Below are 11,767 nucleotides of genomic sequence, written 5' to 3'. Positions count from 1 at the left end.
CGCAGCGTGAGCGCGCAGCTCGTGTCCAGGTCGATGCGGTGCCCGGCCGACACGAACACCGGCTTGACCCCGCGCTGCGTGCGCAGCACCGCGCCGACCGTCTCGCCCGAGTCGATCAACGGCGACCGGGCGCCGCGCTCCTCGCCCACCGGCTCGTACTCCCCCACCAGCCGGGTCTTGCCCACCCCGAAGGACGGCAGGCCGGTGAGCACGCCCAGGTGCGCGGCGAGACCGAACCGGCGCGGATGCGCCAGCCCGTGGCCGTCGCAGATCAGCACCTCCGGGCGGACGGCCAGCTTCTCCAGCGCCGCCAGCAGAGCGGGCACCTCGCGGAAGGCGAACAGGCCCGGGACGTACGGGAAAGCGGGACGGCCGTTCACCACGGCGGTGTCGCGTACCGAGAGGTCGACGGCATCGAGGACGACCACGGCGGCGGCGAGCCGGTCGCCGTCGTAGGCGACGTCGAGACCGGCCACGGTGGCCGGCGACGCCGGCCCGGGAAGGAGAACCACGCGTGAACGCAAGGTGTCCTGGAGGGCAAGAGCTTCTTCTTCGGTACGCGGCCACGACTGCACCGCCCGAAGATATGTTGTCTCCGCGCGTGACCCGGGTCACCGGGCCCCCCGCGCCGACAGGCGGAGCCGCACCGCGGGGACCGACACAGCCGTCGCCGTCGCGCGCGGCCGGGCGGCCGCGGTGGCGGTCCCGACCACGACGGAGGACCGTCCGCCGGGCACGCGGGCGCGCAGCGTCCACCGGCGTCCGCCCTGCACGCGCAGCGCGGTCCACGGGACGGCCTTCCCCCGGCCGCGACGTCCGTCCCACCGGATCACGCCGCGGACCGTCGTCCCCGCGGCGGCGGTCGCCGGGTCCACGGTGCCGGAGCGCACGGGCAGGACTGCGCGGGTCGCGCCGATCCGCGCGCCCCCGCCGGCGCGGATCCGGACGTGCCCCCGGGCCGCGTCGCGTCGCAACCCGGGATCGACGACGAGGACCCCCGTCCCACCGCGGACGGCGCGCGGTTCGGCCGCGGCACTCGCGGCGGGGACGAGGAGGAGCGCCGCGGCCAGGCCGGCGGCGCGCGGGACGGCGGACGCACGCATGGCGGCAGGTATATCCGACGGCCGCGCCCCCGGCCTCGCCCGCGCGCCCCTACGGCCGCGCGTCCAGGTGGTGCGCCCGCGTCGGCGGCAGCTCGTGCGGGGCACCCGGCTTGACGGCCAGGGTCTGGACGATCGAGATGTGGCCCGACGCGAAGACCGCGGCGGAGGCCGCCATGTAGAGCCGCCAGACGCGTTCACGCTGGAAGCCGACGTCCGCGACGGCCTCGTCGCGGTGCGTCGCGAGGTTGCGGCTCCACGCGCGCAGCGTCCGCGCGTAGTGCTCGCGGAGGGACTCGACGTCGCGGACCTCGAGACCAGCCTGCTCGAGCACGTCGACGACGACCGCGAGCCGGTGCAGCTCGCCGTCGGGGAAGACGTACCGGTCGGTGAACGTCTCCTGGCGCTGCTCGCCGTCGTGCAGGCGCGTGATGCCGTGGTTGAGCAGGCGTCCGCCGGGGCGCAGCAGCCCGAACAGCTTGGCGGCGTAGGTCGGCAGCTGGGCCTCCCCCACGTGCTCGTACATGCCGACGGACGCGATCGCGTCGAACGGCCCGTCGTCGACGTCGCGGTAGTCCTGGACGCGGATCTCGACGCGGTCCTCCAGGCCGGCCTCGCGCACGCGCGCCTGCGCCAGGTCGGCCTGGGCGGGCGACGCGGTGATGCCGACGGCGTGGACGCCGTAGCGGCGGGCGGCGTGGATCACGAGGCTGCCCCAGCCGCAGCCGACGTCGAGGAGCCGCTCGCCCTCGTGCAGGCGGAGCTTCCGGCAGATCAGGTCCAGTTTGCGGGCCTGCGCGGCCTCGAGGTCGTCGTCCTCGCCCTCCGGCCCCTCGAAGTACGCGCAGGAGTAGACCATCGACGGCCCGAGGACCAGCCGGTAGAAGTGGTTGGAGATGTCGTAGTGGTACTGGACCGCCGCGCTGTCGCTCTCGGGGTCGTGGCGGTGGCCGCGGACGGTCGCCTCGGCCTCGGGCAGCGGGGCCGGCCGCACCGCGCCGAGCCGGATCGCCGCCCGCAGGACCGCCGCCTTGTCGCGGGCGGTGATCCGCAGGCCGCGGAGCTCCTGGCCGCGGGTGATCGCGTCCTCGACGTCGCCCTCGAGGTCGGCCAGGCCGAGCACCCAGGCGCGCGCGATCCCGAGCTCCCCGGTGTTGCGCAGGGCGTGCGCGAGCGCCTCGGGGGCGCGGACGACGACCGTGGGCGCGGCGGGGTCGCCGGCGGCCAGGACGCTGCCGTCCCAGAACCGCACGTGCAGGGGCAGCGGCTTGCCGAGCCGGCCGAGGACGCGGTCGACGATCGGGCGCAGCAGGTCGGCCGCGCCCGCGCCGGCGGGGGCGACGCGGTCCGGCCCGCGGCGCCGGCGCACGCCGGGCCCGCCGGCCGTGCGCGTCCGGGCTCCCGCCACGGACCCGGGGACCGGGATCGACGTCTCGGCGGCGGACGCCTCGACCTCGCCGGCGCGCGGCCGCGGTGCACGGGCGCCGGGGCGCGTCGGCGACGCGCCGTTCGAGCCCCGTCTACGCGGGCCGGTGGTGGGGTTCGGTCGGGTGCTGCGTGTGGACATCGGGCTCCCCCTCGCGGCCGGCGCGCGGCCGCGGCTCCTGACTACTTGCACTCACCACGCTAGCCGTCGCCGATGCACAGGCCCTTGGGCACGGGCGATCCGCGGGCGGGCGCCGTCGAGATACGGTGCCCCGATGAGCACCGTCCTGACCGGAGGCTGTGGCTGCGGGGCCGTCCGCTTCGAGATCACCGCGCCGCTGGTCGCGGCCGCCTACTGCCACTGCACCCGCTGCCAGCACCGGACCGGGACGGCCGCCCAGGCGTCGGCGAAGACCGTCGACGGGTCGTTCCGGCTGCTCGCGGGCGAGGCCTCGCTCGGGCGCTGGAAGCCGGGCGGCTTCGACAAGGTCTTCTGCGCGAGCTGCGGCTCCGCGGTCTTCGCCCAGGACCCTGCGGACCACGGCCGGGTGATGGTGCGGATGGCCGCGATCGACGGCGACCCGGGCGTCCGCCCGCAGGCCCGCCAGTTCGTCGCCTACGCCGCCCCGTGGGAGCCGATCCCCGACGACGGCCTGCCGCGCTTCGACGAGCGCCTGCCCGCCTGACCGTCCGGCCACACCGCGGGCGGGTCGCCCGCCCCGCCGTCGCACCCGGGGCCCCCCGCCGGCCGCACCGGCCGACCGGTCCCGGAACGACCGAGGACGCTGTCGCCGGCGCCCTCGAACCGCTCGATCCCCGCCGCGGCAGGCCCGGCCGCCCCTAGATCTTGTAGCGCTTGAGCAGCCCCTTGGCGATGCCCATGCGCTGGATGTCGGACGTGCCCTCGCCGATCAGCAGCAGCGGCGCGTCGCGGTAGATCCGCTCGATCTCGTACTCCTTGGAGAACCCGAAGCCGCCGTGGATCCGCAGGGAGTCCTCGGCGTTCTTGTGGCCGGCCTCCGACGCTGCCAGCTTGGCCATCGCGGCCTCGGTGTCGGAGCGCTCGCCCTTGTCCTTCAGCTCCGCCGCGCGGTACGTCAAGAGCCGCGCGCCCTCGAGGCGGGTGTACATGTCCGCGAGCTTCTCCTGCACGAGCTGGTGCTGCGCGATCGGCTTGCCGAACGTCTCGCGCTCCTGGGCGTAGCGGATGGCCAGCTCGAACGCGCGCTGCGCGACCCCGACGCCACGGGCGGCGACGTTCACGCGACCGACCTCCAGCGAGTCCATCATCTGCTTGAAGCCCTTGTTCAGGCCGGCCTCCTCGCCACCGAGGATCTGGTCCGCGCCGAGCTTGTAGCCGTTGAAGACCAGCTCCGTGGACTCGACGCCCTTGTAGCCCATCTTCTTGATCTTCGGCGGCACCTCGAAGCCCTCGTACGCGCCGGTGTTGACCGACACGCCGGGCTCCTTCTCGCAGATGAAGCACGTCATGCCCTTGTACTTCGGGCTGGCGGTCGGGTCCGTCACGACGAGCACGAAGACCAGGCCGGACATCAGGCCGTTGGTGACCCACAGTTTCTGGCCGTTGATCTCGTAGCGGCCGTCGTCGAGCTTCTTCGCGGCCGTCTTGATCGCCTGCACGTCCGAGCCGGCGTGCGGCTCCGACAGCGAGAACGCGGCGCGCAGCTCGCCCGTCGCCATGCGGGGCAGGTACTTCTGCTTCTGCTCGTCGGTGCCGAACTTCATCAGCAGGTACGCGCCGATGAAGTGCGTGTTGACGATGCCCGGGACCGAGATCCACCCACGCGCGAGCTCCTCCGCGATGCGGGCGTAGGTCTGCAGGTCCAAGCCGAGGCCGCCGTACTCCTCCGGCAGCGTGACGCCGAACAGGCCCAGCTCCTTCAGGCCCTCCACGATCGGCTCCGGCCACGTGTCGGTGGAGTCGTAGTGCTCCGCGTTGGGGATGATCTGCTCGTCCGTGAACTGCCGGACCAGCGCGACGATCTCCTCCCGCGTCTCGGGATCGGTGGGCTCGGTGGTGAACGCGGCGGTGGCCATGGGTGCTCCGATGACGACGACGTGGGCGGCCGTGCCCCGGACGGAGGAGAACCGTCCAGCACACGGGAGACAGACGGACCAGGATACCCCCCGATCGGGGCGGTCCGCGGTCACGCCGGGGTACGACCGCACAACCGACCGCGGTTGCACGGGAGTCGCACCGCGCCCGACCCCCCGCGCCCGGCCGGGCGGGCAGCGGATAGCGTCCACGCCGTCCCGCCCGCGTCCCGTGGTCCGTATGCCCAGCACCCGCACCGCCTCCGCCGTCCTCGCGATCTTGAGCGCCGCCGTCCTGGCCGCCCCGGCCGCCGGCGCGACGCCGCCGCCGACGCCGATCGCCTCACCCGCGACGTCCGAGGTCGTCCTCGCAGCGAACGGCGCCTGGTGTTGGTTCGCCGACCCCCGGGCGATCGCCTACGGCCGCCGCGCCGTCTTCGGCTGGGTCGCCGGCGACGGGTCGATCATGGTCGGCGACGACCTCGGCCGGCAGGCGGTCCTCGACCCGCACCTGGAGCAGGACGACCACGACGACCCGGCGTTCTACGTCCGCCGCGACGGCCGGCTGATGGCGTTCTGGTCCGCCCACAACGGCCCCGCGATCCGCTACCGCACGGCCGAGCGGGGCATCACCTCGTGGGGCCCGGTCCGCGACGCGCCGCCGAACCCTCCTGATCCGTCCCGCCCGCCCGGGGGCTTCACGTACCCCAACCCGATGCGCGTCGGCACGACGCTCTACCTCTTCTGGTCCGGCGCGGACACGACCGCGACGTACGCGGCCTCGCCCGACGACGGCGACACGTGGACGGCGGCGAAGCCGCTGTTCGATCCCGCGGGCCCCCGGGTCCGCTACGCGAAGTACCGCCGCGACGGCGACGAGATCCACGTCGCGTGGACCCTCGGCCACCCCCGGGAGCGCGACAGCGCCGTCTACCACGCGGTGATCCGCGGCGACCGCGTCGAGCACCAGGACGGCCGGCCGATCGGGCGCCTCGGCGTCCCCGTCGACCCGACCGCCGGCGACGTCGTCCACCCGCAGGACGCCGCCGGCGCGTGGGTGCACGACCTCGTCGTCCGGGACGGTCGGCCGACGATCGCCTACGCGACCTTCCCGACGAACGCGGACCACCGCTACCGCTGGGCGACGTGGGACGGGACGCGCTTCGCCGACGAGGAGCTGACGGCCGCCGGCGGCTCGTTCGAGGGCTCCGGCAACGAGCCGAACTACTCCGGCGGCGTGACCCTCGACCCCGCCGACCCGGACGTCGCCTACGTCTCCCGGGTCGTCGGGGCGCACCACGAGCTCGACCGCGCGACCCGCACGCCCGACGGCTGGACCTTCGACCCGATCACCCGCGGGTCCGGCACCGACAACGTCCGGCCCTACCCCGTGGCCGGCGGGCTCGCGTGGATGCGTGGCTCCTACCCGGCCTACACGGCGTTCCGGACCGCGCTGGTCTGGCGGCCGCGCGGCGCGGTCGTGCCGGCCGCCGGGCCCCGCCTGCGGATCGACGTCGCCGGCGTCCGCCGAGGCGGGCCGCTGCGGGTCCGCACCGGCCTGCGCCGTGGACGGCTCGAACTCCGACTCGCACGCGCGCCCGACGGCGTTGCGTTGCGCCCCGGCCCGCGGCGCGCGTTTCGCATCGTCGGGGGCCGTGCCACCGTCACCGTCCCGCGGGTGACGCCCGGCCGCTGGCGGGCGTCCGTCTGGCAAGGCGACCGGCGCTTGGCGGTGCGCACCATGACGGTGGCGCGCCGCCGCGGCTGACCCAGCGGCGGGGGCGACCGACGGGGCGAGCCGCCCCGGCGTTCGGCCGACCCTGCGGTGACGTCGTCCTCCGCCACCGGGTCCCCTCCCGCGTCCGGCCCAGAAGGGGCTCTCCGGGTCGTCCTGGCAGAGGCCCCCAGGACGCTGGTGATCAGGCCGCCGCGCCGGTCGCCACCGGGCCGCCCGAACTCGATTTGACACGGTGTCAAGTTTCGTGTCGAATGCCCCCCGACCCCGCCCCCGACGGAAGCGGCCCCATGAGCACCAGCACCGATCCCAACGCCATCGCCGACATCTCCGCCCAGGCGTTCTGGGCCCGCCCGCGCGCCGAGCGGGAGGCCGCGTTCGCGCGCCTGCGCGACGAGGAGCCGGTCTCGTGGCAGCGTCAGCCCGAGGGCCTGCTCGTGGAGCTCGACGGCGACCTCACCGGCGGCTACTGGGCGTTGACCCGCTACGACGACATCCGCGCGGTGTCGCGCAACCCGAGGGACTTCTGCTCGTCCAAGGGCGTGATGTTCGAGGACGCGCCGCAGGAGTTCCTCGACATGGCGATCTCGATCCTCGCGATGGACGACCCGCGCCACGCCGCCGTGCGCGGGCTGATCTCCTCGGCCTTCACGCCCAAGCAGGTGCGGTCGCTCGAGGACGGGGTCCGTCGCGACGCCCGCCAGGTCGTCGACGAGCTGCCGGACGCGGACTCCGACGACTTCGTCACCCACGTCGCCAAGCGCCTGCCGCTGATGACGATCATGCGGATGCTGGGCGTGCCCGAGGAGGACCGCGAGCGGCTCGTCCACTACAGCGACGCGATGGTCTCCTGGAGCGATCCCGAGTACCTGCAGGGCCGCGACGGCCTGGCGGTCGTCGGCGAGGCGCTGTGGGAGCTGCACCAGGCCTGCACCGCGCTGGCGGAGCAGCGGCGCGCGCACCCCACCGACGACCTGCTGTCCGCCCTCGTCCACGCGCAGATCGACGGCGAGACCCTGAACACGCCGGAGATCGCCGCGTTCTTCGTGCTCCTGAGCGTGGCGGGCAACGACACGACCCGGCACACGACGTCGCACGCGATGGTCGCGCTGCAGGAGCACCCGGACCAGCGCGCACGGCTCCTGGAGGACCTCGACGGTCGCCTGCCGGTCGCCGTCGAGGAGTTCGTCCGCTGGGCGACGCCCGTGATGACCTTCCGGAGGACCGCCACCCGCGACACGGAGATCGCCGGCCGCGCGGTCGCCGCGGGCGAGAAGGTCGTACTGGTCTACCCGTCCGGCAACCGGGACGAGACCGCCTTCGACGCGCCCGACCGCTTCGACGTCCTGCGCGCCCCCAACCGCCACCTCGGCTTCGGCGGCGGCGGCCCGCACTACTGCCTCGGCGCCCCGCTGGCGAAGGTCCAGTTGACCGCGCTGTTCTCCGAGCTGCTGGGCCGACACCCCGGGATCCGGGTCGGCGCGCCGCGCCAGGTGATCGGCAACTTCGTCGACGGGATCAACCACCTGCCGATGGAGCTCGGCTGACCGCAGGCGGCGGCCAGGACACGCGCGTCGCGGTGTCGGGCGGACCCTCTCCGCGTCCGGGCTCGCCCCGGCCCGCGGTGACCACGGTCCCGCGCGCGCTAGCTTCGGGGGATGGCCACCGACGCCACCGACGCGGTCTTCTCGCCCGTCGTCGCGCCCACGACGCTCGAGGAGACCGTCGAGCGCCTCGGCAGCGCGATCCGTGCCGGGCTGCTCCCGGCGGGGCAGCGGCTCCCGGCCGAGCGCGACCTCGCGGAGCAGCTGCGGATCTCGCGCTCCACGCTGCGCCAGGCGCTCGGCGCGCTGGCGGAGTCCGGCCACCTCGTCGCGACCCGCGGGCGAGGCGGCGGGACCTTCGTCGTCGACCGGCCGCCGCTCGCCGCGCACGGCGCGGCCGGCGCCCTGCCGGACGACTGGCGGGACCGCGTCGCGGCGCGCCGCGCGTTCGAGATCGGCGTGACGTGCCTCGCCGCCGAGCGGGCGGCGGCCGCGCCCGGCGAGACGCACGACGGCCTCCGTGCGCTCCGCGAGCAGATCGTCCTGATGGGCGACGCGGACGGCTTCACCGCGTACCGCCGCGCCGACGCGGCGCTGCACGTGGGCCTGGCCGAGCTGACCGGCGTCCGCCGCCTCGTCCTCCAGGCCGCCGAGCTCCAGGCCGAGGCCACGGACCTGATCGCCCACATCGCCCACCCCCGCGCCGTGCTCGAGCACTCCAACGTCGAGCATCGCCGGCTCGTGGCGGCCGTCGAGCGCGGCGACGTCGCCGCCGCGGTGCGCACGATGCGTCGCCACCTCGCGGGCACCGAGCAGGTCATCGCGGGCCTCGCGCCGGCCTGAGGCCCGACGTTCCTCCCCGGATCCCGCCGTCGCCGAGGTCCCCGTCCGTGACCGTGCGCACGCGGGTTTGGACGAACGGCGATTGACCGGGCTCCCGGGCCGCGGGTAGGTTCGCCCAGAAGGCACGGCGAGCAAACCTTTACGCGCGGGAGCGACGGCATGAGCACGATCGAGGAACCAGCGGCGGCACCGGAAGGCGACGCCGATGTTCGCCGGCTGCGGGAGATGGGGTACGAGCCGACGCTCGAGCGCAGCATGGGCGGGTTCTCGAACTTCGCGATCTCGTTCTCGATCGTCTCGATCCTCACCGGCGGCCTGGCGAGTTACGGGATCGGGCTGCAGAACGGCGGACCGATCACGATGGCCTGGGGCTGGCCCCTCGTCTCGATCATGGTCCTGTTCGTCGGCATGGCGATGGCCGAGCTCGCCTCGGCCTACCCGACCGCCGGCGGCCTCTACTGGTGGGCCTCGAAGCTCGGCACCCCCGCGCACGGCTGGTTCACGGGGTGGTTCAACCTCGTCGGGCAGATCGCCGTCACAGCGGCCATCGACTACGGCGCGGCGATCTTCGTCACCGCGGTGCTCGAGACGATCGGCCTCGGGCTCGGCACGAGCCCGGGCACGCTGTTCGCGGTCTTCACGGTGATCCTGCTGCTGCACGCCGGGATGAACGTGATCGGGCCGCAGATCATGAACGCGATCAACATGGTCTCGGCCTGGTGGCACCTGATCGGCGTGACGATCTTCCTCCTGGTCCTCGTGCTGTTCGCCCACAGCCACCAGGACTTCTCGTTCGCATTCACGAAGACGGTCGACAACTCCGGCGTCGGCTTCGGCGGCGTGGGCTTCAGCTTCCTGCTCGGCCTGCTGCACGCGCAGTACACGTTCACCGGGTACGACGCCTCGGCGCACATGTCCGAGGAGACGAAGAACGCCTCGACGGCCGTGGCGAAGGGGATCATCAACACCATCCTGGTCTCGGCCGTGTTCGGCTACGTCCTGATCATGGTCGTGACCTACGCCATCCCGGGCACCGCCCAGGAGACGCTCGACGCGACGGCCAAGGCGGGGCTGCCGTCGCCGGTCATCTACATCCTCGACACGCAGCTGTCGGGCTTCCTCTCCGGCCTGCTGCTCATCATCGCCGCGGTCGCGCAGCTCTTCTGCGGCTACGCGTCGGTCACCGCCGCGTCCCGCATGCTCTACGCGTTCTCGCGGGACAAGGCCGTCCCCGGGTCCCGCTACTGGTCCGTGCTCTCCAGCCGCCGCGTCCCCGTCGCGGCGATCGGCGTCGTCGTGGTCTTCGCGTGGATCCTGCTGATCCCCTCGCTGATCGTGTCCTCGGACAAGTCGCTGGTCGCCTACTCCGCGGCCACGTCGATCGCGGTGATCGGCCTCTACATCTCCTACGCGATCCCGATCTGGCTGCGGCTGAAGCACGGGTCCGCCTTCGAGACCGGCGACTGGAGCCTGGGGCGCTGGTACAAGATCGTCGGGATCGTCGCGATCGCCTGGGTCGTCTTCATCTGCCTGCTGTTCATCGTCCCGGCGGCCGACGCCGGCCTGCCCTGGAACGACGACTTCACGTGGAGCAGCGTGAACTTCGCCCCGATCACCGTGGTCGTCGTCCTCGGCGCCGTGGGAGTCTGGTGGCTGCTGTCGGCCCGGAAGTGGTTCACCGGGCCGCTGCACACCGTCCGCGAGATCGAAGAGGAGCTGGACGTCTGATGGCCCTGACCCTGGAGGACCTGCGCGCGCAGGTCGACGCCGGAGAGGTCGACACCGTCGTCCTCGGGATGACCGACATGCAGGGGCGGCTCCAGGGCAAGCGGCTGACCGCGCGGCACTTCGTCGAGGACATCGCCGAGCACGGCGCGGAAGGCTGCAACTACCTGCTGGCCGTCGACGTCGAGATGCACACCGTCGGCGGCTACGCGATGGCGTCGTGGGAGGGCGGCTACGGCGACTTCGTCATGCGGCCCGACATGGCGACGCTGCGGCCGGTGCCGTGGCAGCCGGGGACCGTCATCTGCCTGGCGGACGTCGTCTGGCCCGACGGGTCCGACGTCGTCGCGTCGCCGCGCCAGGTGCTGCGGAGGCAGCTGCGTCGCCTCGAGGAGCGCGGCTGGGTCTGCAACGCGGCGACGGAGCTCGAGTTCCTCGTCTTCCGCACCGGCTACGAGGAGGCGTGGCACGCCGGCTACCGCGACCTCGAGCCCGCCAACCTCTACAACGTCGACTACTCGCTGCTCGGGACCTCCCGCGTCGAGCCGCTGATCCGCCGGATCCGCAACGACATGACCGCCGCGGGCATGCGCGTCGAGGACTCCAAGGGCGAGTGCAACCTCGGCCAGCACGAGGTCAACATCCGCTACGGCGACGCGCTCACCGCCGCCGACCAGCACGTGGTCTACAAGAACGGCGCGAAGGAGATCGCGTCGCAGGAGGACATGTCGATCAGCTTCATGGCGAAGTACGACGAGCGCGAGGGCAACTCGTGCCACATCCACTGCTCGCTCGCGGACGCCGCGACGGGCGAGAACGTCTTCGCGCAGGACCGCGCCCTCTTCGAGTCGTTCGTCGCCGGCCAGCTCGAGCACGTCGAGGCGCTGACGCTGCTCTTCGCCCCGAACATCAACTCCTACAAGCGCTACGCGTCCGCGTCGTTCGCGCCGACCGCGATCGCTTGGGGGGAGGACAACCGGACCTGCGCCCTGCGCGTCGTCGGCCACGGCGAGGGGCTGCGCGTCGAGAACCGCGTCCCCGGCGCCGACGTCAACCCGTACCTCGCGCTCGCCGCCACGATCGCGGCGGGGCTCGACGGGATCGACCGGAAGCTGACGCTCGGGCCGCCCACCACCGGCAACGCCTACGAGGCCGAGGTGCCGCAGGTGCCCACGACGCTGCACGCCGCCCGCGACCTGTTCGTCGCCAGCCCGCTGGCGCAGGAGGCCTTCGGTCCGGAGGTCGTCGCGCACTACGCCAACATGGCCCAGGTCGAGCTCGACGCGTTCGGCGCGGCCGTGACCGACTGGGAGCGCTTCCGCGGCTTCGAGCGGCTGTAG

General features: G+C 73.6%; 10 protein-coding genes. 6 read left to right on the top strand and 4 right to left on the bottom strand.

The window, feature by feature from the left end:
- From AB0L40_RS12920 to AB0L40_RS12910, 3 genes are all read right to left on the bottom strand, one after another.
- Positions 1 to 575, bottom strand: a 575-nt coding sequence (locus AB0L40_RS12920) for an endonuclease V (protein WP_364354624.1), incomplete at its 3' end; no start/stop codon positions are given.
- A gap of 36 nt (positions 576 to 611) precedes the next feature.
- Positions 612 to 1,103, bottom strand: coding sequence for a hypothetical protein (locus AB0L40_RS12915; protein WP_364354621.1), 492 nt, complete (start codon positions 1,101 to 1,103; stop codon positions 612 to 614).
- Between the two features lie 49 nt (positions 1,104 to 1,152).
- On the bottom strand, positions 1,153 to 2,667 hold the full coding sequence (locus AB0L40_RS12910; protein WP_364354618.1) for a cyclopropane-fatty-acyl-phospholipid synthase family protein: 1,515 nt from the start codon (positions 2,665 to 2,667) through the stop codon (positions 1,153 to 1,155).
- 133 nt (positions 2,668 to 2,800) lie between these two features.
- Between AB0L40_RS12910 and AB0L40_RS12905 the strand changes: the two genes are divergently transcribed.
- The gene (locus AB0L40_RS12905; RefSeq protein ID WP_364354615.1) at positions 2,801 to 3,211 is read left to right on the top strand and encodes a GFA family protein; all 411 of its coding nucleotides are present in this window, start codon (positions 2,801 to 2,803) and stop codon (positions 3,209 to 3,211) included.
- A gap of 154 nt (positions 3,212 to 3,365) precedes the next feature.
- Here the strand turns inward: AB0L40_RS12905 and AB0L40_RS12900 are convergent, their stop codons facing one another.
- Positions 3,366 to 4,583, bottom strand: coding sequence for an acyl-CoA dehydrogenase family protein (locus AB0L40_RS12900; RefSeq protein ID WP_364354612.1), 1,218 nt, complete (start codon positions 4,581 to 4,583; stop codon positions 3,366 to 3,368).
- Positions 4,584 to 4,821: 238 nt separating this feature from the next.
- Between AB0L40_RS12900 and AB0L40_RS12895 the strand changes: the two genes are divergently transcribed.
- The 5 genes from AB0L40_RS12895 to AB0L40_RS12875 all read left to right on the top strand — a co-directional run bounded on the left by AB0L40_RS12895 (position 4,822) and on the right by AB0L40_RS12875 (position 11,767).
- The gene (locus AB0L40_RS12895; protein WP_364354609.1) at positions 4,822 to 6,348 is read left to right on the top strand and encodes a BNR-4 repeat-containing protein; all 1,527 of its coding nucleotides are present in this window, start codon (positions 4,822 to 4,824) and stop codon (positions 6,346 to 6,348) included.
- Positions 6,349 to 6,605: 257 nt separating this feature from the next.
- On the top strand, positions 6,606 to 7,862 hold the full coding sequence (locus AB0L40_RS12890) for a cytochrome P450 (protein ID WP_364354606.1): 1,257 nt from the start codon (positions 6,606 to 6,608) through the stop codon (positions 7,860 to 7,862).
- 111 nt (positions 7,863 to 7,973) lie between these two features.
- Positions 7,974 to 8,702 carry a GntR family transcriptional regulator gene (locus tag AB0L40_RS12885; protein ID WP_364354603.1) on the top strand — a complete coding sequence of 243 codons (729 nt, stop codon included), beginning with the start codon at positions 7,974 to 7,976 and terminating at the stop codon, positions 8,700 to 8,702.
- 159 nt (positions 8,703 to 8,861) lie between these two features.
- A complete protein-coding gene (locus AB0L40_RS12880) occupies positions 8,862 to 10,430 on the top strand; it encodes an amino acid permease (RefSeq protein WP_364354601.1) in 1,569 nt (522 codons plus the stop codon).
- On the top strand, positions 10,430 to 11,767 hold the full coding sequence (locus tag AB0L40_RS12875; protein WP_364354599.1) for a glutamine synthetase family protein: 1,338 nt from the start codon (positions 10,430 to 10,432) through the stop codon (positions 11,765 to 11,767). Before AB0L40_RS12880 ends, AB0L40_RS12875 begins: the two co-directional genes overlap by 1 nt.

Origin of the sequence: Patulibacter sp. NPDC049589, from assembly GCF_040675535.1 — a bacterium.
Lineage (GTDB): Bacteria > Actinomycetota > Thermoleophilia > Solirubrobacterales > Solirubrobacteraceae > Patulibacter.
Note: the sequence above shows the minus strand (reverse complement) of the source record. Positions and strands in the feature narration are given on the sequence as shown.